Source organism: Proteinivorax hydrogeniformans (genome assembly GCF_040515995.1).
GTDB classification, from domain to species: domain Bacteria; phylum Bacillota; class Proteinivoracia; order Proteinivoracales; family Proteinivoracaceae; genus Proteinivorax; species Proteinivorax hydrogeniformans.
On sequence record NZ_CP159485.1, the window covers coordinates 756,331 to 779,994 of the forward strand.

At 35.8% G+C, this 23,664-nt stretch carries 24 protein-coding genes; 22 read left to right on the forward strand and 2 right to left on the reverse strand.

All coding sequences use genetic code 11. The annotated features are described in order from the left end of the window. The first annotated feature begins 49 nt into the window (after nucleotides 1-49). The 12 genes from PRVXH_RS03570 (at nucleotide 50) to PRVXH_RS03625 (ending at nucleotide 11,427) form a co-directional block, all read left to right on the forward strand. Complete coding sequence (locus PRVXH_RS03570) at nucleotides 50-751, forward strand: phosphatase PAP2 family protein (protein WP_353893941.1); 702 nt, start codon at nucleotides 50-52, stop codon at nucleotides 749-751. 137 nt (nucleotides 752-888) lie between these two features. Next, nucleotides 889-1,947: an HD-GYP domain-containing protein gene (locus PRVXH_RS03575; RefSeq protein ID WP_353893942.1), complete on the forward strand. Its 1,059-nt coding sequence runs from the start codon at nucleotides 889-891 to the stop codon at nucleotides 1,945-1,947. A gap of 152 nt (nucleotides 1,948-2,099) precedes the next feature. Continuing rightward, nucleotides 2,100-2,783: a heparan-alpha-glucosaminide N-acetyltransferase gene (locus tag PRVXH_RS03580; RefSeq protein ID WP_353893943.1), complete on the forward strand. Its 684-nt coding sequence runs from the start codon at nucleotides 2,100-2,102 to the stop codon at nucleotides 2,781-2,783. A 24-nt stretch (nucleotides 2,784-2,807) separates the two neighbouring features. After that, nucleotides 2,808-3,488 carry a heparan-alpha-glucosaminide N-acetyltransferase gene (locus PRVXH_RS03585; RefSeq protein WP_353893944.1) on the forward strand — a complete coding sequence of 227 codons (681 nt, stop codon included), beginning with the start codon at nucleotides 2,808-2,810 and terminating at the stop codon, nucleotides 3,486-3,488. A 201-nt stretch (nucleotides 3,489-3,689) separates the two neighbouring features. Further along, entirely contained in the window at nucleotides 3,690-5,090 is a 1,401-nt protein-coding gene (gene nhaC / locus PRVXH_RS03590) for a Na+/H+ antiporter NhaC (protein WP_353893945.1), read from the forward strand. A 313-nt stretch (nucleotides 5,091-5,403) separates the two neighbouring features. Further along, nucleotides 5,404-7,320 carry a sigma 54-interacting transcriptional regulator gene (locus PRVXH_RS03595; protein ID WP_353893946.1) on the forward strand — a complete coding sequence of 639 codons (1,917 nt, stop codon included), beginning with the start codon at nucleotides 5,404-5,406 and terminating at the stop codon, nucleotides 7,318-7,320. Between the two features lie 192 nt (nucleotides 7,321-7,512). Then, on the forward strand, nucleotides 7,513-9,303 hold the full coding sequence (locus PRVXH_RS03600; protein WP_353893947.1) for an aldehyde ferredoxin oxidoreductase family protein: 1,791 nt from the start codon (nucleotides 7,513-7,515) through the stop codon (nucleotides 9,301-9,303). 159 nt (nucleotides 9,304-9,462) lie between these two features. Beyond that, nucleotides 9,463-9,690 (forward strand): MoaD/ThiS family protein, encoded by a 228-nt coding sequence (locus PRVXH_RS03605; protein ID WP_353893948.1) that lies wholly within the window; start codon nucleotides 9,463-9,465, stop codon nucleotides 9,688-9,690. Nucleotide 9,691: 1 nt separating this feature from the next. Continuing rightward, on the forward strand, nucleotides 9,692-10,372 hold the full coding sequence (locus tag PRVXH_RS03610) for a HesA/MoeB/ThiF family protein (protein ID WP_353893949.1): 681 nt from the start codon (nucleotides 9,692-9,694) through the stop codon (nucleotides 10,370-10,372). A gap of 131 nt (nucleotides 10,373-10,503) precedes the next feature. Further along, nucleotides 10,504-10,659 (forward strand): sigma-70 family RNA polymerase sigma factor, encoded by a 156-nt coding sequence (locus tag PRVXH_RS03615; RefSeq protein ID WP_353893950.1) that lies wholly within the window; start codon nucleotides 10,504-10,506, stop codon nucleotides 10,657-10,659. A 282-nt stretch (nucleotides 10,660-10,941) separates the two neighbouring features. Beyond that, the gene (locus PRVXH_RS03620; RefSeq protein WP_353893951.1) at nucleotides 10,942-11,121 is read left to right on the forward strand and encodes a hypothetical protein; all 180 of its coding nucleotides are present in this window, start codon (nucleotides 10,942-10,944) and stop codon (nucleotides 11,119-11,121) included. A 159-nt stretch (nucleotides 11,122-11,280) separates the two neighbouring features. Further along, on the forward strand, nucleotides 11,281-11,427 hold the full coding sequence (locus tag PRVXH_RS03625; protein ID WP_353893952.1) for a hypothetical protein: 147 nt from the start codon (nucleotides 11,281-11,283) through the stop codon (nucleotides 11,425-11,427). Between the two features lie 50 nt (nucleotides 11,428-11,477). Here the strand turns inward: PRVXH_RS03625 and hflX are convergent, their stop codons facing one another. Continuing rightward, on the reverse strand, nucleotides 11,478-12,734 hold the full coding sequence (gene hflX, locus PRVXH_RS03630) for a GTPase HflX (protein ID WP_353893953.1): 1,257 nt from the start codon (nucleotides 12,732-12,734) through the stop codon (nucleotides 11,478-11,480). A gap of 446 nt (nucleotides 12,735-13,180) precedes the next feature. Here hflX and recQ point away from each other — a divergent pair, with 446 nt between their 5' ends. After that, the gene (recQ, locus tag PRVXH_RS03635; protein ID WP_353893954.1) at nucleotides 13,181-15,355 is read left to right on the forward strand and encodes a DNA helicase RecQ; all 2,175 of its coding nucleotides are present in this window, start codon (nucleotides 13,181-13,183) and stop codon (nucleotides 15,353-15,355) included. Between the two features lie 229 nt (nucleotides 15,356-15,584). Then, entirely contained in the window at nucleotides 15,585-16,166 is a 582-nt protein-coding gene (locus PRVXH_RS03640; protein ID WP_353893955.1) for a class I SAM-dependent methyltransferase, read from the forward strand. 151 nt (nucleotides 16,167-16,317) lie between these two features. Here the strand turns inward: PRVXH_RS03640 and PRVXH_RS03645 are convergent, their stop codons facing one another. Continuing rightward, a complete protein-coding gene (locus PRVXH_RS03645) occupies nucleotides 16,318-16,632 on the reverse strand; it encodes a hypothetical protein (RefSeq protein ID WP_353893956.1) in 315 nt (104 codons plus the stop codon). Between the two features lie 732 nt (nucleotides 16,633-17,364). On the opposite strand from PRVXH_RS03645, the gene PRVXH_RS03650 reads away from it, so the two are divergent. The 8 genes from PRVXH_RS03650 to fabG all read left to right on the forward strand — a co-directional run bounded on the left by PRVXH_RS03650 (nucleotide 17,365) and on the right by fabG (nucleotide 23,664). Next, the gene (locus PRVXH_RS03650; RefSeq protein WP_353893957.1) at nucleotides 17,365-18,429 is read left to right on the forward strand and encodes a nitronate monooxygenase family protein; all 1,065 of its coding nucleotides are present in this window, start codon (nucleotides 17,365-17,367) and stop codon (nucleotides 18,427-18,429) included. Nucleotides 18,430-18,431: 2 nt separating this feature from the next. Next, on the forward strand, nucleotides 18,432-18,893 hold the full coding sequence (locus tag PRVXH_RS03655; protein WP_353893958.1) for a MarR family winged helix-turn-helix transcriptional regulator: 462 nt from the start codon (nucleotides 18,432-18,434) through the stop codon (nucleotides 18,891-18,893). Between the two features lie 2 nt (nucleotides 18,894-18,895). Beyond that, nucleotides 18,896-19,909, forward strand: a complete 1,014-nt coding sequence (locus PRVXH_RS03660) for a beta-ketoacyl-ACP synthase III (RefSeq protein ID WP_353893959.1) — start codon at nucleotides 18,896-18,898, stop codon at nucleotides 19,907-19,909. Between the two features lie 3 nt (nucleotides 19,910-19,912). Next, the gene (acpP, locus tag PRVXH_RS03665; protein WP_353893960.1) at nucleotides 19,913-20,137 is read left to right on the forward strand and encodes an acyl carrier protein; all 225 of its coding nucleotides are present in this window, start codon (nucleotides 19,913-19,915) and stop codon (nucleotides 20,135-20,137) included. Nucleotides 20,138-20,160: 23 nt separating this feature from the next. Continuing rightward, nucleotides 20,161-20,388 (forward strand): acyl carrier protein, encoded by a 228-nt coding sequence (gene acpP / locus PRVXH_RS03670; RefSeq protein ID WP_353893961.1) that lies wholly within the window; start codon nucleotides 20,161-20,163, stop codon nucleotides 20,386-20,388. Between the two features lie 10 nt (nucleotides 20,389-20,398). Further along, nucleotides 20,399-21,334, forward strand: coding sequence for an enoyl-[acyl-carrier-protein] reductase FabK (fabK, locus tag PRVXH_RS03675; protein WP_353893962.1), 936 nt, complete (start codon nucleotides 20,399-20,401; stop codon nucleotides 21,332-21,334). A gap of 620 nt (nucleotides 21,335-21,954) precedes the next feature. Continuing rightward, nucleotides 21,955-22,890 carry an ACP S-malonyltransferase gene (gene fabD / locus PRVXH_RS03680; RefSeq protein ID WP_353893963.1) on the forward strand — a complete coding sequence of 312 codons (936 nt, stop codon included), beginning with the start codon at nucleotides 21,955-21,957 and terminating at the stop codon, nucleotides 22,888-22,890. Between the two features lie 21 nt (nucleotides 22,891-22,911). Then, entirely contained in the window at nucleotides 22,912-23,664 is a 753-nt protein-coding gene (gene fabG, locus PRVXH_RS03685; RefSeq protein WP_353893964.1) for a 3-oxoacyl-[acyl-carrier-protein] reductase, read from the forward strand.

Below are 23,664 nucleotides of genomic sequence, written 5' to 3' on the forward strand. Positions count from 1 at the left end.
AAATTACCCAAGGTTACTAAATATTACGCCTTAAGGGAAGGGGAGAAAAATGAATACAAATATTAAGTTTTTGTTGATTGCTTTGGGGATAACAGTAATATCGGTGCTATTTACTGGTATGCTGCTTAACGGCACCTTTGAAACTTTTGATAATGTTATAAATGATTTTTTAACCTCAATAAGAACTCCATTTGTTGAACAAATGATGATTGCTATCACAGCTTTAGGCGGGACCAAAGTGAGTTTTATTTTAACTGTAGCAGCTATAGGCACTCTGTTGTATAAAAAAAGGTTTTACTTAAACTTTCTGCTTATAAATGCAATGGGTGGCGGTGTGATCATTACATATATTATCAAAAAAGCTGTAGCCAGAGAACGTATTGCTGAAACAGCGTATATGAATATTTGGGGCTTTTTCACCGACCGTATTTCTTATAGCTATCCTAGTGGACATTCCGTAAAAGCACTGCTGTTTTTTGCGATAATTGCATACTTTATTTATCTGGAAGTAGATGATAAAAAACTTAAGGGTTTAGGAATATTTATTGCTTCATTAACTACCCTACTCATTGGTTTAGGACAGGTTATTCTAGAAAGACATTATATTACCGATGTTATTGGTGGCTTTTTAATCGCTCTAGCATGGGTTGCCCTTTGTATAGCATTTACCGGTCCTTTAATAAGATGGGTTTGGGATAAGTTCTCGCTAAATTTTAAGAGAAGTATTGAAAAATTAGTCAGTTTATGGTAGAAAAAGGAGCTTTTTGATTTGTTTTGAGGCAAAAAACGACAAAAGCCCCCATTTTAGGACATATGTCTAGTTACAATTAGTAAAGTTTTACATTATAATAGTTAAATAAACTAAAAAATTTACTAAGGAGAATTACTATGAGATTTGTGCCAGTTAACTGCGTAAGAGAAGGCATGAAATTAGGCAAAACATTATTAGGCGAAAACGGACAAGTCCTGTTAAGTCAAGGTGTAGTGCTAAAAGGTTATTATATAGAAAAAATAAAACAAATTGGATATAATGGCATTTACATAGAAGATGAAATAACAGACAATATATATGTTACTGGGATTATAAGTGACAGCCTTAAGATTAAAACTGTAAAAAACTTAAAAGAATTTTTTTCAAGTGCCCACCGAGACTCTAACAGCTTAGAGTATGAAAATGTGCAAAAGAGTGTTGAAATGATTGTAGATGAAATTTTAGAAAATAAAAATTTAATGGTAAATATGGTGGATCTAAAAGTATTCGACAATTACACATTTTATCACTCTGTCAATGTAGCTGTTTTATCGATTGTAATCGGGGTTGGACTAGGACTAAGTCGTCAAAAATTATATGAACTGGGTTTAGCCGCTCTACTTCATGACATTGGAAAGGTTTTTATTCCAAAAGAGGTATTAAATAAGGGAGAAAGGTTAAATAAAGAAGAACTGGACATAATCAAACAGCACACCCAAATCGGGTATGATTATTTAAAGAAAAAATATGATGTGCCAGTTTTAGCTTATTTGGGTGCATTACAACATCATGAAAGATATGATGGCGAGGGATATCCAAACAAGCTAGCTAAAGACAAAATTTCTTTGTATGGTAGAATTATATCAGTGTCGGATGTTTATGACGCTTTGACATCAGATAGACCTTACCGCCCTGCACTTTCTCCTTCAGAAGGAATGGAGTACATATTGGGAGGCGGAGGCACTATGTTCGATCCAGAGATTGTAGAGATTTTTTCAAAAAAAGTGGCACCCTACCCAGCAGGTACCAAGGTGAGGTTGAGTAACGGATTAACAGCAATGGTAATGCAAAACTTTGAAGATGCCTGTATTAGACCACTTGTTAAAGTGATTGAAAAAGATGATAGTTGGGAATTAGACCTTCGAGACAGGCAATGTTATTCGATCACCATTGAGGATATTGCCAAGACAGGTTAATTAATATGTTAACGGCACGGTGCAGATGGCAGAACCATCAGTACCGTGTTTTTTATTGTTTCTACTTACAAGTTAAAATTAATCTTTCTTTGCCCTACAATATAAGGTAAAATTAAACATATAATATATGTGAGCTGTTAGGGGGACATTAGATGGAAAAAAAGAGAGTTTGGGAGATAGACTTTTTGCGAGCTTTTGCGGTTATACTTATGATAATATATCATTTTGCCTATGACTTATATATGCTGGGACTTTCTGATATTGATTTTCATAATGGCTTTTGGTACTGGTTCCAAAAATTATCCTGGACTTTTATCTTTGTTTCTGGAATAAGTAGTGGATTTAGCAAAAACCCTATAAAAAGAGGAATAAAGGTTTTTGGGTTTGGTGTAGCCCTTACGATAGGTAGCTATATTTTTATTGGAAATCAGTTTATATTATTCGGGGTTTTACATTTGCTGGGTTTTAGCTTAATATGTTCTAGCTTTCTTAGAAGACTGAACAAATGGCTTTTGTTGTTAATTTCCTTTTTTATCATTTCTTTAAATTTCTATGTTTCTGGGCTAAGTACTGATTCATATTGGTTAGTTCCGTTGGGTATTGAAAAAACAGGGTTTAGGCCATTTGATAATTTTCCAATAATTCCTCATATGGGTATTTTTACTTTAGGTTTAGCTACATATAAGTTTTACTACTATAAAAGAATGAGTATTTTTGGATTTAGCTTTGAAAACAAATTTGTATCGTTAATAGGCAGGCACTCTCTGCTAGTGTACTTTATTCACCAGCCAATTATTTTGGGAGCAATGAATATTTATATATTGTTATTTAAATGATAGTGATATTAAGGGGGGTAAATTTTGAAAAAGAAACGGATATGGGAGATAGACTATCTTAGAGTGATAGCTATAGCTCTTATGATTGTTTTTCATATAGTATATGATCTAAATGCCTTTACGGATGTGGAGATAGACTTAACTGGCTTTTGGTACTGGGTGGGTAGAAGTGCAGCGTTAACCTTTATGGTCGTTTCAGGTATTAGCAGTGGTTTTTCTAAAAGGCCCTTTAATAGGGGGCTTGTGGTTTTAGGATATGGTATGATTATAACAGCGGTTACTTATATTTTTATGAGAGAGAGTTTTGTGTTTTTTGGAATTTTACACCTTTTGGGAGTAGGAATGCTTGTTTCACCTCTGCTTCATAAACTCAATAAATGGATATTGTTAGTTCTTTCACTGATAATTATTTATCTTAAGGCCTTTGTGGAATCCATACTTTTGCATACTACGTTATTTGTACCTTTAGGTATCAGAAACTATGGGTTTAGCTCAATTGATTACTACCCGCTTGTCCCTTACCTAGGTGTATTTATGTTAGGAGTTTTTATTTATAAAGTATATTATTATAAGGGAAAAAGTCTATTTAATTTTAGCCTTGAAAATGAGTTTGTTACTTGGACAAGTCAGCAGTCTTTAAAAATATATCTAATCCATCAACCTATAATTTTGGCTATAATTTTTGCATATCAATGTTTGCCTTAAAACACACATAGATTCCATCTCCAGCACTTGGAGGTGGATTTTTTTTGGTGAAATTATAAGAATTAAAGAATCCATTACGTACAAATCTTAGGAATAATCAAAATAATTATTATATATATTGTATCAAGGAGGTGATACCAAGAAAAGTAAAGTGATAAAAATTGTTATTATCAAAAATAATAGTTGGGAGGTTTTAGTTAAGTGAAAGAAAATATTAAAAAACCTACGCTCTTTCAATCCTTAATACCTATTTTCTTCCTCATCGTAGTACTATGGTATAGCATTACTAGGTTAGAAGTGGATCCCCATATACCGCTTTTATTAAGTGCGGCGGTAGCGGCTATAGTGGCGTTACTGATAGGCACTAAATGGGAGACAATTGAAGACGGAATTTACAAAGGTATTATGCTGGCAATGCCTGCAATTGTGATATTAATGATAGTGGGAACTTTAATCGGTAGTTGGATTGCTGGTGGAGTTGTTCCTACAATGATTTACTATGGCCTACAAATTTTATCTCCATCAATATTTTTGGTGGCGGCATGTATTATAACTACTATAGTTGCTATATTTATAGGAAGTTCTTGGTCCACAGCTGCTACAATAGGTATAGCACTAATTGGTATCGGTGAAGGTTTAGACATACCTGCAGCAATGACAGCTGGTGCTGTAGTTTCTGGTGCATATGTAGGAGATAAAATGTCTCCGCTCTCTGACACAACTAACCTAGCATCAGGTACGACAGGAGATGTTAACCTGTTTCAGCATATAAAACATATGTTGTATGTCACTATACCGGCATACGTTATTTCCTTAGTCCTTTTTGGCATTTTAGGTATTCGTTTTGCTGGTGGGGATTTAGACACCAGCCGAATAACAGAAATAACTAGCACCTTGTCAAGTCATTTTACAATAAATCCATTTATGCTTATACCTTTAGTTTTAGTGTTAGTGCTAATTGGGTTTAAGGTAAAACCTATTCCGGCTCTTTTTGGTGGTACTATTATAGGTGGTCTTTTTGCCATTGTATTCCAAGGTGGAGATTTATTTGGCGTGATAGATGCTATGCATTACGGTTTTGTAATGGATTCAGGTGTTGAAGTGGTAGATGACTTATTATCAGCTGGTGGATTACATGGTATGATGTGGACCATTTCGTTAATTTTTGTAGCTCTTTCGCTAGGTGGAATTTTAGAGAAAGCAAGATTTTTGGAGGTGATTTTAGAAAATATCTTAAAGATTGCAAAATCTGTTGCATCGCTGTCAATTATCACACATTTTACAGCATTATTTGTCAATGTTGTAACTGCTGACCAGTATCTGGCAATTGTGCTAACAGCTAGAATGTATCGCGACGCATACAAACAAAAGGGATCTCATCCTAAAAACCTTTCTAGAGCAGTGGAATCATCAGCTACTGTCACCTCCCCTTTAATACCGTGGAATACATGCGGAGCTTATATGTACGGAGCATTAGGTGTTAATCCATTTGCGTTTTTACCTTACGCCTTTTTTAATATTTTAGCATTTGTTATTTCCATGATTTATGGCATAACAGGATTCACTATGGAGAAATGGAAAGGTCAACCTCCTGCAAACTAAATAACAAAAATAAAGGAAAATGAATCCCTGTATAGGCAGGGGTCCATTTTTCTTTATTTTTGTTTACTTTTCAAAAGTTTACCTAGGAAAAAAATCATTATTAGCAAAGTTATGGTCATTGAATAATTTCCTTGTACGATGTATGTAATAACACAAATACAAAGTATAACAATTAACAAATATAAAGTTATGTGCATATAACCACTTCCTTTCTTTTAAGTTTTCCAAAATATTATGTTAAAATAAAACTATAAAGTAATGGCTGCAAAAAAACTATGGTCGGATAAAATCAAAAAACTGGGGGTGGGCGTTAATGAAAGAAGTGAACTACATAGAAGAATCTCATGACCGTTGTGCTGACTTTGGCTTATCTAAGGAAATAAGACATAGTAAAAAGATTTTAAAAGGTGATAACTTGTATAAAAAGCTGGAAAGCAAAAAAAGTTTTATCAAACTATCTCAACCCTTTATATCTAAGTTATACGACTTTGTAAAAGGGTCTAATTTTTTCACCATACTAACTGATGAAAATGGGTGCATACTTAACGTTGCAGGAGATGAAAAGATTTTATCAGAAGCATTTTCCCTAAAAATAACTCCAGGGGCTTATATGGACGAAGAAAATATTGGCACTAATGCAATTAGCCTAGCTCTTACTGAAAAAAAACCGATACAACTATCTGGAGAAGCTCATTTTATATCAGCCTACCACCGTTGGACATGCTCTGCAGCTCCTATAAAAAATTCAAAAGGTCAGATTATAGGTGTTCTTAATTTAACGGGATATAGTGATTTGCTACACCCTCATACACTAGGAATGGTTGCAGCAGCTGCAAATGCCATAGAGAAAATACTTGAAGTCAAAAGTTCAAATGCTAAACTAAAGAACATGAAGATATTTTTAGATACAATGTTAGACTCAATTCCATCAGGTATAATAACATCTGACCTTCAAGGAAACATTAAAACACTAAATAAGTATGCTACAGAGTTGTTCGGTTATGACTATTTAGAAATGCAGAAAATGAATGTATCAGACCTTTTTGGTGACTGGGATAAAGTAATAAAAAGTGTTAAAGGCAAGGAAAGTTTTCTTGATGAAGATGTTTATGTAAATGCAAGGCGGAATCTTTTACAGCTTAATTTAAGTGTTCACCCAATATTAGATCATAAGCAGCAATTAAAAGATGTTGTTTATGTTTTTAATGAAGTTAAAAAGGTAAGAAAACTAGCAAACAAAATTATGGGAAGACAGGCTATATATACCTTTGATAAAATAATTGGAACCAACAGAACGTTTATCGAAACAATTGAGTTCGCAAAAAAAATTGCTGACAGCAGATCTACAATACTTCTTATGGGTGAAAGTGGTACAGGTAAAGAGGTTTTTGCCCAGTCCATCCATAACTACAGCGACAGAAGCAAAGAATCCTTTGTTGCTATAAACTGTGGCGCTATACCCAAAAACTTAATTGAATCAGAACTATTTGGCTATGAAGAAGGTGCCTTTACTGGTGCTAAGCGCAGTGGACACCCCGGCAAGTTTGAAATAGCAGATGGCGGCACCATTTTCTTAGATGAAATTGGAGAAATGCCGCTGGACATGCAAACTAGGCTGCTAAGGGTGATAGAGGAAGGAACAGTTAGCAGGGTTGGAAGCACTAAAGAAGTAGTGGTAAATGTCAGGATAATCGCAGCTACAAACAAAAATTTATCAGAAGAAGTTAAAAAAGGAAATTTTAGAAAAGACCTCTATTATAGATTAAATGTTCTACCATTAAGATTGACCCCACTACGTGAAAGGAAAGAAGACATACCGTTGTTGATAGACTACTTTATGGGCAAAAAATCCAAAAAGCTTAACAAAAAGAAATTAGAAATATCTTCAGATAATATGAAAAAGCTTTTAAGCTATAATTGGCCGGGAAATATCAGAGAGTTAGAAAACTTTGTTGAGCTAATCTTAAATACTGAAAAAATACCTGATTTTACTAGCATAGACAACACAAAGATAGAAAGCACCACATTATTGCAAGGGGCTAAAGAGGAACGCACTTTAGAGGAAATGGAAAAATTACATATCATAAAAACACTGAAAAGATATCAAGGTAACATAACTAATAGTGCAAAAAGTTTGGGGATAGGTAGGAATACACTGTATAGAAAAATAAACAAACACGGCATAGACTGTTCCAATTTCGAACGGCGTTCTACTTTGGAACAACGCTAGGGAGTTCTTATGTTCCGATATTGAACAGTGATTTGATATGTCAGTTAGCAAATGAGGCATCTTGTATGTTAAACACATGCAAGATGCCTTTTTGTAGCATACATAGCTCAGTTAATTAGTTAGACTTATTATTGGTATGTTTTTTGCTATTTTAAATATATATAAATATCAATACAAAAAGGGGGAAGCTTAATGTACGGTTACAACGGTAAGATTTTGAGAGTGAATCTAAAGGAAAAAAGTTTTAAGGTTGAAGACTTAAACTTAGATATGGCTAAAAAGTATATAGGTGGAAGAGGTTTAGGAACAAAAATATTAACTGATGAAGTAGATGCAAACGTAGAGCCTTTAAGTTCTGAGAATAAGTTCATTGTAGTTGCCGGACCTTTAACAGGAACTCCGACGCCGACAGGAGGAAGGTACATGGTAGTTACCAAGTCACCTCTTTCTGGCACAGTGGCAAGCTCTAACTCGGGAGGATACTGGGGTGCAGAACTAAAGGCAGCTGGTTACGATGTAATTATAGTTGAAGAAAAGGCAGAGAGTCCTGTTTACATTAACATTGATGATGATTCTATAGAAATAAAGGACGCAGACTTTTTATGGGGCAAAACCGTCTCCGAAACAACTAAGGCTCTAGAGCAGATTTATCCCGAAAAAACAAAAGTTTTGACTATAGGTCCTGGTGGAGAAAATCTCTCTAAAATGGCTGCTGTTATGAATGACATAGATAGAGCAGCTGGTAGGTCTGGGGTAGGTGCTGTTATGGGTTCTAAAAATCTAAAAGCCATAACTGTTAAAGGTACTGGTAAAGTAAAGATTCATGATGAAGCAAAGCTTAAGGAAGTTTTTCCTAAAGCTGTTAAGAAAATTAGAGAAAACGGAGTCACAGGCGAAGGATTACCGACATTTGGTACCGCAGTATTAGTAAATATCATAAATGAAAATGGAGCTTTCCCAACTGACAATTTCCAAAAGGCCTTTTTTGATAAAGCAGAGGATATAAGTGGTGAAACACTAGCTGATAAATATTTGGTTAAAAAGACAGCATGCTACAGATGCCCTATAGCTTGTGGTAGGCATTGTAAAGTTGGAGACTTAGAAGCTGGTGGGCCGGAATATGAAACTATTTGGGCCTTTGGGGCGGACTGTGGAGTGTCCGATCTAGAAGCTGTTATAAAGGCCAACTACTGGTGTAATGAAATGGGTATAGATACAATCTCTGTAGGAGCTACCATTGCTGCAGCTATGGAACTTTATCAAAAAGGATATATCAAAGATGAAGAAGTTGATGGTACACCCTTAGAGTTTGGAAATAGCGAAGCTGTAATTGAGTGGACCAAAAAAATCGGTAGAGCAGATGGATTAGGTGCTAAGATGGCAGAAGGATCCCATAGGTTAGCAAAATCATATGGCGCTGAAGATCTGTCTATGAGCGTTAAGAAGTTAGAACTTCCTGCTTATGACCCTAGAGCTATCCAGGGGCAAGGACTCCAGTATGCTACCTCAAATCGAGGGGGCTGCCACGTAAGGGGGTACTTAATTTCCCCAGAAATTTTAGGCCTGCCAGAAAAACTAGACAAGTTTTCGCTAGAAGGTAAAGCTCAGTGGGCAAAAATCTTCCAGGACTTAACTGCCAGTATTGACTCTTTAGGACTATGCTTATTCACCTCTTTTGCTCTAGGTCCTGAAGATTATGCAGACCTTTATAACGCAGTTTGTGGAACCGATCATACAGCTGAAACTATTTTAGAGGCTGGAGATAGAATTTGGAATATAGAAAAACTATTTAACCTAGAAGCTGGTATAGATAAAAAACAAGATAAGCTGCCAAAGAGGCTTTTAGAAGAGCCAATTCCAGATGGTCCTTCAAAAGGATGGACCCATAAGCTAGATGAGCTACTTCCTGAATACTATGAAGTTAGAGGTTGGGATAAAGAAGGAGTTCCTACTAAAGATAAGCTAAAACAACTAGATATTTAACATTTAAACTTATGCTACAAAAAAGGACTTCCTTTTGGGAGGTCCTTTTTGCTAAATAGCTTATAAGAATATATTAGCGCTATAATATGGTGCTTCACCATCAAGTTATAATTGTGTTTGGGCAAGAAAATTAGTAGTTTGTCCAAGGAGGTGGAAAGTGTGAAGATAGAAGTTAGACTTTTTGCTACACTGAGAGAAGGGCGTTGGAAAAAGAACACTATGACCTTCTCTAATGGCAGCGTTACACCGACAGTAATAGCAGAAGAATTAAAAATTGATAAGAGCGATATAGCGATACTTTTAGTTAATGGAAGAGATGGCACACTAGATACTGAGCTATCTAATGGAGATGTTGTATCTATTTTTCCACCGGTGGGGGGAGGATAAGATGCAAAGATATGTTAAAAACATGAATATGCTTTCAATAGAAGAGAACAAAAAGTTAAAAAAGTTTAAGGTATGTGTTGTTGGCTGTGGTGGCTTAGGAGGATATATTGTAGAAATGCTTGTCAGGTTAGGTATTGGGCATATTACCGTAGTTGACTATGATAAATTCGATGAGACAAACCTAAACCGTCAGCTTTTATCTGATGTAAAGAATTTAGGCAACCTAAAATCTGAAGCAGCTAAACATAGAGCGGAACTTGTCAATCCAGATATCAAAGTAGAAACAGTTAACAAAAGGTTTGATAGCAAAAACGGAGAAAAAATCCTTAAAGAACATGATGTTGTGATTGATGCATTAGACAACATTGAAACTAGGCTTTTACTGCAAGAAATAGCCAAAGAACTTCAAATACCTTTAGTACATGGAGCTATAGCTGGGTGGTATGGTCAAGTTACAACCATCCTACCAGGAGATGACACCTTAAATAGAATTTACGATAAGTCACAAAACAAAGGAGTTGAAGAAGATTTGGGAAATCCATCATTTACTCCAGCCTTAGTGGCTTCGATTCAGGTAAGCGAAACTTTAAAACTTCTAATAACAAGAGGGGACTTATTAAGAAAGAAGTTATTAAATATCAACACATTTGACCAAGAGTATGACGTAATACAATTAAGTTAATGAAAGTGGCTGTCTCTTTAGGAAATAATATTCCTGTTTTGAGACAGCCTTTTACACGTCTTAAAGTCAAAATTAGAGGGTTAAAACACTTTTGGGAGAAATTTAAATTAAACCGAATAAATTAAAAAAAAATGCAATTTTACTTTAAAGGCTATACAACAGAGGAGATATCAAAGATTTTAGGGAAAAAACAAAATACAATATCATCGTGGTTGCATAGAGCTAGAAAGAAGCTCAAAGTGGAGCTTCAGGGGGGTGGCACTGATGCAACAGCATCCTTATACTAAATATATGGAAAAGATAAAAGCATCGGATAAATTTAAAAAAGAAACCCAAAAAAATGATTAAAGTTAATCGCCGCAAAGATAAGGTTTTGCGTAATATTTTAACAAGGGTTGCAATGTTAATTGTTTTTATTATAATTTTGGGTATTTTACTATATAAAATAGGAAGTAATGAAGTTGAAAATATGAAACGAGTCCCACCACTTTAAGAGATACAAATATACAAATTACCCAAGAAAAATCTAAGTACGAGATTAGTGTCATATTAGAAAAAGGAGGAGGAAAATGGTAAAAAGGAATTTTGTTTTTCTTATTGTAGGGCTTATTATGATTTTTAGTGTTGGGTGTTCAAATGACGTAGTAAAAGAAGACCTAGAAGACTATCTTTATAAGTACAGAACTTTTCTGAACGACAATCAGCAAGCCTTTGATGCATACGGTGACGCTTGGGAAGATTATAATTAAGGAAAGTTAAGTAATGAGGAGTTTGCTAAGATAATAGAACACGAAGTGTTATCCTTATCAGAGCAGATGCTATCGGATTAAAAAGATATAACACCTAAGATAGATGAGGTAAAAGAACTTCATAACCACTATGTAAATGGACAGAGTCTGTTCAAAGAAATGCAAATTTCTATGACAGATCCTAAAAACTTAGATGATTTTGCAAAGATTAACACGTTATATTATGAGTCAAGCGAAGCTATGCAAGATTTTGCTGACGGTATTGAGGAATTAGCATCTGAGCACAATGTTGATATAATAAGATAATACTTAAAAAGCAAAAGGGCCGGGCAATCACTGCTCGACCCTTTTGCTTTTTATATTACAAACTCTTTATATTTTTCTAAGTCAGCTTTAGTACACTCAACCTTTAACTTTGTACCTTCTTTTTCGTAGCCTGTATCTAAGACATTAGCTTTTTCATTAAAGTACGATACTACATCACCTCTATCAAATGGAACTAGCAGCTCACACTTTACTTGGTCAGCAAATATTTTAGAATTTATAAGCTGTACCAGCTCTTCTAGGCCTAACCTTTCTTTAGCTGAAAAATATACCTTATTTCCGTTTAATTTGGGAATCTCTAAATCTGTAAGGTCGCATTTATTGTAAGCATAAACTACAGGTATATCTTTAACACCTATATCCCTTAGTGTGCTATTAGTAACTTCAATTTGTCGCTCATAGTTTGGATTTGAATAGTCCACCACGTGAACTAAAAGGTCAGACTCAGTAACTTCTTCTAAAGTTGAACGAAATGCTTTTACAAGATGGTGAGGTAGGTCGCTTACAAACCCCACGGTGTCAGTTAATAGGAAAGATTTGTTATCAAACAGGGTAATGCTTCTAACAGAGGTGCGCAATGTTGCAAAGAGCATATCTTCTTCATACACCGACTTCTCAGCCTCAGGGTTATACGTTTCTAGCAAGGAATTCATAACAGTGGATTTTCCAGCATTGGTGTATCCCACCAAAGAAATAACCGGAACATTAGATTTTTGTCTTTGCTTTCGCTGTGTTTGTCTTCTAGCAACCAAATCTTTTAGTTGTTTGTTTAGCTCAGAGATTTGCTTTTGTATTTTACGCCTATCAAGCTCAAGTTTTGTTTCCCCAGCACCTCTCATTATAGTTCCTGTACCACCTCGTTGTTGCTCCAATGAAAGCTCAGAGTTCCTTAGCCGTGGCAGCATGTACTGAAGTTGTGCTATTTCTACCTGAAGCTTTGCCTCCTTTGTTTTTGCCCTCTGATAAAAAATATCCAAAATAAGACTAGTTCTATCCATAATTGTGGAGTTTAAGCCTTCTTCTAGATTTCTAATCTGTGAAGGAGAAAGCTCGTTATTAAATATAACAAGGTCAGCTTCCTCCTGCTGCACTGTCTGATATATATCCTTAACTTTTCCTTTTCCCACATAGTGGGATGCATTTATATGATCTAAGTTTTGAATTACTTCTCCCATAACGACAATACCACAAGCATCTGCTAAATTAGCTAACTCCTCCATGGAATATTGGAAATTTGGGTTATTTTTCAGGTTTACTCCCACCAGTATTGCTTTTTTTGTTTGTTCCATTATTTGTCCCCTCCATTTATTTTGATACGAAAATGGGCCTAAAGATAACTACAAAAGCTTATATTTGCCCCTTAAAAAAAGACGCAAAAAAGAGGTAGTTTACCCTACCTCCCCAGCATTTTATCCTATAAAGGGTTTCATTAAAAAAAGGCAGACCAATCCCGTTAGCTCTTAAAAAGAGCTCATGTTATTAAGTTTAACTGCTTAAAAAACGTAAACGGATTCTTCCGATACGGAAGAAAGCTACCTTGATCATCAATGAAACCTCCCAACATTTAGAATCTTAAGGATATTATAGCATAACATAACAAAAATTCCAACAAACTCTGATAATTAACTGATTGAGGTCTATCAGAGTTGAAGAAAGTTGAGATTTTTTCCTCTTTTATTTTGTTTAAAAAAGTGATAACGTTAATGTATAAGAAATCGGTGATGGAGGGGAAGAAATGGACTTATTTCAGGGGTTAAAAAAATATTTTGGCTATGATGACTTTAGAAGAGGGCAAAGAGAGCTTGTAGAGGGTGTTGTATCGGGAAAAGACGTTTTAGGTATTATGCCTACAGGTGGCGGGAAATCATTATGTTATCAACTGCCGGCTTTGTTGCTAGACGGAATTACTGTAGTTATATCACCTCTTATATCTCTTATGAAAGATCAAGTGGACAGCCTTAATGAAATGGGGATAAAAGCTAGTTACATTAACAGCAGCCTTACTAGAGGTGAATTAAACCAAAGAATTAACGAGATAAAAAATAATCAATATAAAATAATATATGTTGCTCCAGAACGACTAACCAGCGAGGGAAAAGATTTTTTGCAAAAGTTAAATATTTCTCTGGTAGCAATTGATGAGGCCCACTGTATAAGTCAATGGGGGCATGATTTTAGGCCAAGCTATGTCCAAATTCCCAAATTTATAGAAAGCCTAGAAGAAAGACCGGTGGTAGCAGCCTTTACAGCTACCGCCACAGAAAGAGTAGTGGAGGAAATAAAAACCTTAATAAATCTTATAGAGCCTATTTCGATTAATACCGGGTTTGATAGACCTAATTTGTTCTATCAAGTGCTTAAGGTTCCAGACAAGCTAGCTTACACATCAAAGTACCTACAGGAGAATAATGGTGACAGCGGCATTATTTATTGCTCTACCAGAAAAACTGTGGAATCTTTGACAAAAAAGCTAAAGGAAAAAGGTATAGACGCAGCGGACTATCACGGTGGTATGAATTCCGATATAAGAAAGCAGCACCAAGAGGATTTTATCTTTGGCCGGACCCAAATCATTGTTGCCACCAACGCTTTTGGTATGGGAATAGACAAGCCGGACGTTAGATTTGTCATCCATTACAACATGCCTCAAAATATGGAATCTTACTACCAAGAAGCAGGAAGGGCGGGGCGTGACGGTGAGGATAGTCAGTGTATTTTGTTATACTCACCAGATGATATAGTAAAGCAAAAAATTCTAGTGGAAAATGGCACTCGCTCACCTAAGCGTCAAAAAATTTTATATCAAAACCTACAATATTTAATAGACTACTGTCACACTAACGAATGTTTAAGAAATGAAATACTATCTTATTTTGGCGAAAGGATAGTGGACAAGTCCTGTAGTAGTTGTGGCAACTGCTTAAGTGAATCGGAAATGATAGACATAACTGTTGAGGCGCAAAAGATATTGTCCTGTATATATAGAACAGGTCAGCGCTATGGGACTGCAGTTGTTGCTCAGGTGCTTAGAGGGTCAAAAAACAAAAGGATAATAGACTTTGGGTTAGATAGGGTATCCACTTATGGTATTATGAAGGAATATACCGAAAAATCCATTAAAGAAATAGCCTTAACGCTAGCTGCTAAGGACTATATTTATATTACCACCGATAAATTCCCTGTCTTAAAACTTACCCAAAAATGTAAACCACTTTTAAAAGGGCAAGAGAAGATTTTCCATAAAAAAGAACTGGTTTATCAAAAGCCTGCTAGCAAATCAAAAGCTGAGAAACAACAGGATCAAAAAGTGATACAGGATTATGATCAAGAACTAATGGAAATTTTGAGAGAGGTACGCTTAAAAATAAGCCAGCAAAAGGATTTAGCCCCATTTATGATTTTTCATGACAAAACATTAAAGGAAATGGCGGCAGCGTACCCCCAGGATAAAGATGAATTTATAGAACTAAGTGGTGTAGGACTTAAAAAATATGATTCCTACGGGCAGCAGTTTATCGATGCTATTAATGAATATTGCAAAGAAAAAAATATAGATGCTAAAAGGTTAAAGGAAAAAAATATTAAAGTGGAAACAGTAACAACTACACCACAGTCTGAAGATAGGTATGAACAAACATATCAACTATATAAGGAAGGGGTGTCGTTAGATGAAATTTCCCAAAAGCGAGGGTACACAACAGCCACTATTTTAAAGCATCTAAAGAAATGTCAGGAAAACGGAAACTCAGTAAACTGGGATGACTTTTTAGATGACTTAACAAAAGAGAAGCAAATACTAACTGCCATAGAAAAAACAGGCACCGAAAAATTGCGACCTATAAAGCAAGAATTGCCAGAAGAAATAACCTATGATGATATACATGTTGTGATATATAAACATAAGCTATAATTTGTTTAAACAAAGCTTCCTAATTTAAATTTAATTATTAAACTTTGGGGATAACTGATTGGGTCTGCTTTCTACCTGCACTAATACCTAAGATAGTTTTCATATAAAAAGCCTCCCTATTAATGTAGTAGGTTTTAAAAATAACCCAACTAAATGAAGAATAAAAGAGGAATTTTAAATATTTTGTAAAATAACTATATATAGTGAGAAAAATTGGGAGGTGTTTTTTATGAGTGGGCAGGTGGATGAAAAAAGAATTTATTTTGCCGATAAGAGAAAAGTTAACCTGAAAAAGAAAGAAGTGAAAGGCAGAGTCTTAGATATCGGTGGCGGCGGCGCAGGAGTTATCAGTCAGCTGTGGAATGAACAGGTTGTTGCTATTGATACAAGCGAAGGTGAGCTAAAGGAAGCACCTAATAATAAAGCACTAAAAATAGTGATGGATGCTAAAAACCTTAAGTTTTTAGATGATGAGTTTGGCACTGTCACATCCTTCTTTACTATGATGTATATCAAAAATGAAGAGTTCTTGCAGGTTTTTAAGGAAATTTATCGAGTGACAAAGCCTGGGGGAAGGTTCTTATTGTGGGATAGCATTATACCGCCTTATAGTCAGGGGGAAAAAGATGTTTTTGCATTTAATTTAGAGGCCAATTTGCCCCAAGCAGAAATTAAAACAGGCTATGGAATTCTATGGCCCCCTAAGCACCAAGGCATAAACACTTTTATAGACGTTGCAACAGAAGTTGGGTTTAAAGTTTTAGAAAAAACAGAAAGTGAAGGTGTTATTTACCTAGAACTTCAGAAATAGGTCAAAGTAAGAACGTTGGCCGCTGTAAAACGCACGGTTTGAAAACTGCCGTTGTTGCAGATGTTGGTCTAGACTGGTAAAGGGAAAAATCGACTTATATCAAAAAAAGCGTCCCAAATTTAAAATTGGGGCGCTTTTTATTGAAACTACTCTACCCATCTTGGGATTTTTCTACATGCTGGCGGATTTTTTCCTTAAGTTCTTCAGCTTGTTCTTCTGTTATTTTACCTTTGGCTACTTTCTCATCAATCTTATCAAATATTTTTTGCATTTTTTCTTCGTCGATGTCTTCAATATCAAAACCAAAAATCTCAAGAGTCTCTTCTGTGTCTTCCTCTTGCTCTACTTCAGGCTGCTGCTCATTGTTAATAACGCAGGAAGGACAGGCTAAATTTTGACCATGGGCCGGCACGGCATAAGCAAAAACTAAAAGAAAAGCTGTAAATAATACTAAAATCTTTTTCATTGTTACACTTCCTTTCAAAAAAATATGTTGGTTATAGTATGACCATATTTCTTTAGGAAGTTGTATTTTTTGGAGAAAAAATTATAATAGTTGAACAATAGTTGAGCAGTAGTTGAACAATAGTTGAACAATAGTTGAACAATAGTTGAACAGTAGTTGAACAGTAGTTAAGCAATGGTTAAACAATAGCTTCTATAGCAAGCTAAATTTTCCAACTATCAAACTATGTTCTATTAACAATGTTTTATGCTGTCTGTTTTTTATTAAACCTATCACACTCCTGTCACAAAAGGTGTCTATAACACGGGCTCCCTAAAGATGGTTCATATCACATTGATATTCCTTTCTCTTTAGAGACTCAACAAAGTCTTTTTAACAAAGCAGGCTTTTCGCGCTTTGAAGTGATATTCAAAGATGGGGAGCATACAATTACAGTAAGTCGATAATGTCTTAATAATAAGAAAAATGTCAGCTTAGAGACAACTGCATAAATAAAAAAAGTTAGGCTGCTTTTTAGCCTAACTTTTTTTATTTAGCTTAAACTGTATAAAAACAAGGTTTTTGTGCAGTTTAATTCTTTGACAATCAATCTAATTTCAGTTAAATCCTTGACATCAAGTTTTTACTTAATGTATACTTTGAATATCAAACTATTAAACTTACTAAGCTATATATATGAACATTTTTTTAATAAAATACTTTGGAACACAAAGTAAATAGGAGGAAAAAATCATGACTTTAGCTCCTTTAAATATCGGAAAATTACAAGCCAAGCTACCAATAGTACAAGGAGGTATGGGAGTAGGAGTTTCACTTTCAAAATTAGCAGCTGCAGTTGCTAATGAAGGAGGGGTAGGTACAATTTCAGGTGTTCAGATAGGGTTTAACGAGCCAGATTTCGACACCAATAGTGAGGAAGCTAATCTAAGAGCTCTTAAAAAAGAAATATCAAAAGCGAAGCAGATGGCACCAAGTGGTATTATAGCAGTGAACCTTATGGTGGCTTTATCTAACTACGATGATATGGTTAAGGCAGCTGTAGAAGGCGGAGCGGACTTGATTGTTTCAGGAGCAGGACTGCCGAGTCATCTTCCTGAGCTTACAAAAAAACGCTGTAGCATTGCTCCTATAGTGTCTTCAGCTAAAGCTGCTAAGATTATATGTAAATTGTGGGAGTCAAGATATAGTTATTTGCCTGACGCGATAGTTGTTGAGGGGCCAGAAGCTGGTGGGCACTTAGGATTTAAGATGAGTGAGTTAGAAAAGGGAGAACAAAAAGACTTAGAAGAATTAGTTAAAGAAACTTTAAATATTTTAAACGCTTATGAAGAAAAATATCAAAAAAAGATACCAGTTATAGCTGCAGGTGGAATCCATAGCGGTAAAGACATAACAAGGTTTTTAAAAATTGGGGCATCAGGTGTTCAAATGGGCACAAGATTTATAGGTACTAAGGAGTGTGATGCACACCCAGCATATAAAGAAGAGTTAATTCAATGTAAACAAGAAGATATAATTCTTACAAAAAGTCCAGTGGGAATGCCGGGCAGAGCTATTAAAAATCAGTTTATTGCTGAAATTAACAAAGGAAGAAAACAGGTTAAAAAGTGTTATAACTGCTTAAGTAAGTGTGATCCATCATCAACACTTTTTTGCATTTCTAAAGCATTAGTAAATGCTGTCGGTGGTAATACTAAGAAAGGACTTCTTTTTACCGGTAAAAATGGTTATAAAATAAATGAAATAGTACCGGTTAGAAAGCTGATACAAGAACTAACTAAAGAAGTGGGGGAATGAATGTGAGCAAATCAGTATCGGTGTTAAATGAGTTGTTAGTAGAGCTTTTTAATGACATTCTTAGTATAGAGCAAAACGCTATAAAAACTGGAGATTTTAGTGACTTGTCAATTACAGAAATGCATACTATTGAGGCTATAGGCAAGGAAAAGCAAAGAACCATGTCTGAAGTGGCAACGGATTTAAAAATCACCATAGGCACATTAAGTATCGCTATTAACTCTCTAGTGAGGAAAGGGTATGTAGAAAAAGTAAGGTCAGAAAAAGACCGCAGGATTGTATACGTTACTTTGAACAAAAAAGGGAAACTAGCTTTTAGAATCCATGAAAAGTTTCATAACGAAATGGTTCAACAGACTATTTCAGGACTTTCAGAAGAGGAAGAGGAGGTTTTAATAAAAGCCTTAGAAAAGTTAAATAGATTTTTTAAAGAAAGCAATCAGATTGGGGAAAAAGGAGAGTAGTCATGAATGAAGTTCAAGTAGTAGCCACAGGTAGGTATGCACCTAAAAAAGTACTTACAAATGCTGAGCTATCAAAGGTAATAGATACTAATGATGAGTGGATCAAAACAAGAACTGGTATATCTCAAAGAAGAATAGCCCTTGAGGAAAACACCTCTGATCTTGCCACCAAAGCAGCACAAAGAGCTCTTGAAAAGTCAAAAATAAAAGCAGAAGAATTAGACCTAATAATTGTAGCTACAGTTACACCAGATTGCTACACCCCATCAACAGCTTGCATAGTTCAAAAAAACTTAAAAGCTAAAGCTGCCACTGCATTTGATATTAACGCTGCTTGTTCTGGTTTCATATATGCCTTTAACATTGCCTCCCAGTTCATAAAGACAAAAACGGTAAAAAAAGCTTTAATTATTGGAGCAGAGACCCTTTCTAAAATATGTGACTGGAATGATAGAAGTACCTGCGTGCTTTTTGGTGACGGTGCAGGAGCTGCTATTTTATCTTCGTCAAAAGAGCCAGGGCTGCTTTCAATATATGCAGGCTCTAATGGAGAAGGTGAGCATTTGTTAAAGTGCAAAGCAGAAACCTTAGGTGTTAACAATACTGACCTAATTGGTATGGAAAAAAAAGAAGATGGTAGCTTAAACTTTATATCTATGGAAGGTAGGGAGGTTTTTAAATTTGCTGTAAAAGTCATGGATGAAGGTGTCAACAAATTGCTTAAAGATACAAGTTTAAAGATGGAGGAAGTTCAATATATTATTCCCCATCAAGCTAACCTAAGGATGATTGAATATATTTCAAAAAAACTAAAGGTAGGCATGGATAAGTTTTATACAAACATACAGCATTACGGCAACACTTCATCTGCTAGTATTCCCATTGCCTTAGATGAAATGAACGAAAAAGGGCTTTTGAAAAAAGGTGATAATGTTTTAATGGTTGGATTTGGCGGTGGCCTAACCTGGGGTGGTGCCGCAGTTAAATGGAGTATAGAAAAAAATAAGGAGGAATAAATAATGGTATTAGAAAAAATTAAAAAAATTATCGAAGAACAGTTAGATATTGAAGAGGAAATAACTAAAGAGACATCTTTTGAAGATATGGGAGTAGACTCCCTAGATATTTTTCAGTTAGTAGTGGAGCTTGAAGAAACTTTTGAGATTGAAATTGATGATTCTGAGGCAGCCTCTATGAAGACAGTCGGAGATGCTGTAGATTTTGTAGAGAAGAAAACAAAATAACAAAAAACTAGGAGGAATAAATAATGGCGTTTGAAAAAATAAAAGGAATTATCGAAGAACAGTTAGATATTGAAGAGGAAATAACTAAAGAGACATCTTTTGAAGATATGGGAGTAGATTCCCTAGATATTTTTCAGTTAGTAGTAGAACTTGAGGAAGCTTTTGAGATTGAAATTGATGATTCTGAAGCAGCTTCTATGAAGACTGTTGGAGATGCGGTTGAGTTTGTGGAAAAAAAGACAGCTAAGTAGGAGGAAAACTATGAAAAACAACTCTTTTTGCCAAAAAATAGGCATAGATTATCCAATAATTCAGGGGGGGATGGCTTGGGTTGCGGAAAGCACTTTAGCTGCAGCAGTATCAAACGCTGGAGGTTTGGGTGTAATCGCCGCAGGCAACGCTCCTGTAGAGTTTGTTAAAAAGGAAATTACAAAGGCAAAAAAGCTTACAGATAAACCTTTTGGTGTAAACATAATGCTTATTAGCGAAAATGCTGATGAAGTAGCACAATTAGTTTGTGATGAGGGCGTAAAAGTTGTCACAACAGGTGCCGGAAATCCAGGTAAATATATTGGGAAATGGAAAGAGCACGGCATAAAAGTAATTCCTGTTGTGGCATCAGTAGCTTTAGCTAAAAGAATGGAAAGGGTTGGAGTAGATGCCATTATAGCTGAAGGTCATGAAGCAGGGGGGCATGTAGGTGAGCTCACTACAATGGTGCTAGTTCCTCAGGTTGTAGATGCTGTTGATGTACCTGTTATAGCAGCAGGGGGCATTGCTGATAAAAGAGGAGTTGCAGCTTCGTTAATGTTAGGGGCTGAAGGCGTTCAGGTAGGAACTAGGTTTTTAGTTGCGGAAGAATGTGTAATCCATGCTAACTACAAACAGAAAGTAATTAGTGCTAAGGATATATACACAGTTGTTACCGGAAGAAGCACAGGACACCCGGTACGTATATTAAGGAATAAATTAGCTAGGAAATTTGCCAAGCTTGAAAAAGAAAGAGCAGCTCCAGAGGAAATTGAAAAGCTAGGAAGTGGAGCGCTAGCTAAAGCAGTAAAAGAAGGGGATATAGATCAAGGCTCGCTAATGGCAGGTCAGGTAGCAGGTATGGTTTCTAAAGAGGAGACTTGTAAGGATATAATAGAAGATTTAATGGATTTATCAGAGCTTAAAGGAAGGCTGGATTTGTTTTAGGTTTGTGTTTAGGTGAGAAATAGTAAAACCACTTATTAATTACTGTTGGAATAATACTTTATTTATTATAATCCTTCCAAGGCATTGGATGGATCACTAGGCCACACCGACCGGCCTATGAAATCAAAACCTGATTTAAACAAGAAATAAAACCTGATGGGGTCGAATTCAGGATTTATCATTCTACCTCTGGGCTAAGGTATTCCTCTGCTGTTTCTCCACATGCTCGATACCTTTGGCTTATGAGACGACATATCCATGTCTCTGATGTTAATGAAAGAAAGCTCAACGCCAAAGGCTTACTCACAGGGAGAAAAGACGCAGACGAATAATACGCCCTGCTGGCAGAACGATAAACCCTTCATTGGGCAAACAATTTCATTATTTGTTACCCATCTTAGAGGTGATCATACTAGAATCTAAGCACTTCTAAGCAGTCTGGCCATTCGGGTAACTATTAATATATGGCTAACCAAAGAGGTTCCAACCTCCCATTTCCTAGCACTAGTTTGAAGGGGTGATCTCGGTGTCCACCCCTGATCCGGGTAAGGGTTATGATTTTTTTATACCCACCTCCAACCTCTCACCTCACACTACTATAACTAAGGAGTGTCCCATTTATGGATAAAAAAATTGCTTTTTTATTCCCAGGTCAAGGTTCTCAGTTTGTTGGCATGGGAAAGGAGCTTAATGATAACTTTCAAGTATGTAAAGAAGTATATGAAAAGGCAGATGCAGCTTTAGGTTATAGTATTTCTGATATCTGCTTTAACGGTCCCCAAGATAAGTTAGACAATACTGAGTATACTCAGCCGGCGATGTTGGCAACCAGTGTTGCTACATTAAAACTACTTCAAAAAGAGGGGATAAAACCGACTGTTGCAGCTGGGCTTAGTCTCGGTGAATACTCTGCTTTGGTTTGCAGCGGCATGCTGGATTTTGAAGAAGGGGTAAAGCTTATTCAAAAAAGGGGACAGTTTATGCAACAGGCTGTTCCTTCCGGAATTGGTGGCATGGCCGCTGTTATCGGTCTTAATCAACATCAAATAAAAGAAGTCTGCAACGAAGCTTCAATTTTTGGCGTTGTGGAGTCGGCAAACTTTAACTGCCCTGGGCAAATAGTTATTGCTGGGGAAATAGAAGCCCTTAAAAAAGCCTGTGAAATTGCAAAAAACCATGGGGCTTTAAAGGCTATTATGTTAAATGTAAGTGGACCATTTCATAGTTCCATGCTCAAAGAAGCTGCAGAAAATCTTAAAAAGGAACTAGAAAATGTTCAGTTTATAGATAGTGAAATAAACGTAATTACTAATGTAACAGGAGATTATTTAGATAAAGCAGCAGTTAGAGAAATTTTAAAAAAGCAAGTTAAAAGCCCAGTTAAATGGGAACAGAGTATAAATAAAATGCTAGAAGATGGCATAAATACTTTTGTGGAAATAGGCCCAGGTAAAACTCTTAGTGGATTTATAAAAAAAATTAACAGAAGAGCCAGAACGTATAATATTCAAGATCTTAAGTCTTTAGAAAAGGCACTGAACGGATTAACAAAATAATAAAGTTGGAGTGATCTAGCAGTGGAAAATAAAATATTGCAGGGAAAAACTGCACTAGTTACGGGCGGAAGTAGAGGGATCGGAAAGGCAATAGCTGTCAAACTGGCAGAGCTAGGTGCTAACCTTGTCTTAAACTACAGAAGCTCAAGTCAAGCTGTAGAAGAAGTTGTAAAAGAGATAAAAGGTTTGGGAGTAGATGCTATTGTAGTTCAAGGTGATGTTAGTAGCTTTGATCAATCTCAAAAGGTTATCAAAAAAGCAGTTGATGAATTTAACAGTCTAGATATTTTAGTAAACAATGCAGGGATAACTGCTGACGGACTAATCATGAGAATGAAAGAAGAAGATTTTGATAAAGTTTTGCAGGTTAACCTTAAAGGTGCTTTTAACTGCACTAGACACGCTTCCACACAAATGATAAGGCAGAAAAGTGGTAGCATTATAAATATTTCATCTGTGATAGGTATTACAGGAAATGCTGGGCAATCCAACTACGCTGCAGCTAAAGCTGGGATTATAGGACTTACAAAGTCTGTAGCTAAGGAATTGGCTCCTAGAGGAATTACAGTTAACGCCCTAGCCCCTGGTTTTATAGAAACTGATATGACTAAGGTGCTAGGAGAAAAGGTGAAGGGCGAATCTCTTAAAAACATCCCTCTAAAAAGGTTTGGGTCACCAGAGGATATAGCTGAAGCAGCATGCTTTTTAGCATCACAAAAAGCGTCCTATATAACCGGTCAAGTTCTAAATGTAGATGGTGGTATGGTTATATAA

Bases quoted from the DNA above. Each gene is read 5' to 3' on its own strand.
- PRVXH_RS03570 (WP_353893941.1), top strand. From the start codon at position 50: ATGAATACAAATATTAAGTTTTTGTTGATTGCTTTGGGGATAACAGTA.
- PRVXH_RS03575 (WP_353893942.1), top strand. From the start codon at position 889: ATGAGATTTGTGCCAGTTAACTGCGTAAGAGAAGGCATGAAATTAGGC.
- PRVXH_RS03580 (WP_353893943.1), top strand. From the start codon at position 2,100: ATGGAAAAAAAGAGAGTTTGGGAGATAGACTTTTTGCGAGCTTTTGCG.
- PRVXH_RS03595 (WP_353893946.1), top strand. From the start codon at position 5,404: ATGAAAGAAGTGAACTACATAGAAGAATCTCATGACCGTTGTGCTGAC.
- PRVXH_RS03600 (WP_353893947.1), top strand. From the start codon at position 7,513: ATGTACGGTTACAACGGTAAGATTTTGAGAGTGAATCTAAAGGAAAAA.
- PRVXH_RS03610 (WP_353893949.1), top strand. From the start codon at position 9,692: ATGCAAAGATATGTTAAAAACATGAATATGCTTTCAATAGAAGAGAAC.
- PRVXH_RS03615 (WP_353893950.1), top strand. From the start codon at position 10,504: ATGCAATTTTACTTTAAAGGCTATACAACAGAGGAGATATCAAAGATT.
- PRVXH_RS03620 (WP_353893951.1), top strand. From the start codon at position 10,942: ATGGTAAAAAGGAATTTTGTTTTTCTTATTGTAGGGCTTATTATGATT.
- PRVXH_RS03625 (WP_353893952.1), top strand. From the start codon at position 11,281: ATGCAAATTTCTATGACAGATCCTAAAAACTTAGATGATTTTGCAAAG.
- hflX (WP_353893953.1), bottom strand. From the start codon at position 12,734: ATGGAACAAACAAAAAAAGCAATACTGGTGGGAGTAAACCTGAAAAAT.
- recQ (WP_353893954.1), top strand. From the start codon at position 13,181: ATGGACTTATTTCAGGGGTTAAAAAAATATTTTGGCTATGATGACTTT.
- PRVXH_RS03640 (WP_353893955.1), top strand. From the start codon at position 15,585: ATGAGTGGGCAGGTGGATGAAAAAAGAATTTATTTTGCCGATAAGAGA.
- PRVXH_RS03645 (WP_353893956.1), bottom strand. From the start codon at position 16,632: ATGAAAAAGATTTTAGTATTATTTACAGCTTTTCTTTTAGTTTTTGCT.
- PRVXH_RS03650 (WP_353893957.1), top strand. From the start codon at position 17,365: ATGACTTTAGCTCCTTTAAATATCGGAAAATTACAAGCCAAGCTACCA.
- PRVXH_RS03660 (WP_353893959.1), top strand. From the start codon at position 18,896: ATGAATGAAGTTCAAGTAGTAGCCACAGGTAGGTATGCACCTAAAAAA.
- acpP (WP_353893960.1), top strand. From the start codon at position 19,913: ATGGTATTAGAAAAAATTAAAAAAATTATCGAAGAACAGTTAGATATT.
- acpP (WP_353893961.1), top strand. From the start codon at position 20,161: ATGGCGTTTGAAAAAATAAAAGGAATTATCGAAGAACAGTTAGATATT.
- fabK (WP_353893962.1), top strand. From the start codon at position 20,399: ATGAAAAACAACTCTTTTTGCCAAAAAATAGGCATAGATTATCCAATA.
- fabD (WP_353893963.1), top strand. From the start codon at position 21,955: ATGGATAAAAAAATTGCTTTTTTATTCCCAGGTCAAGGTTCTCAGTTT.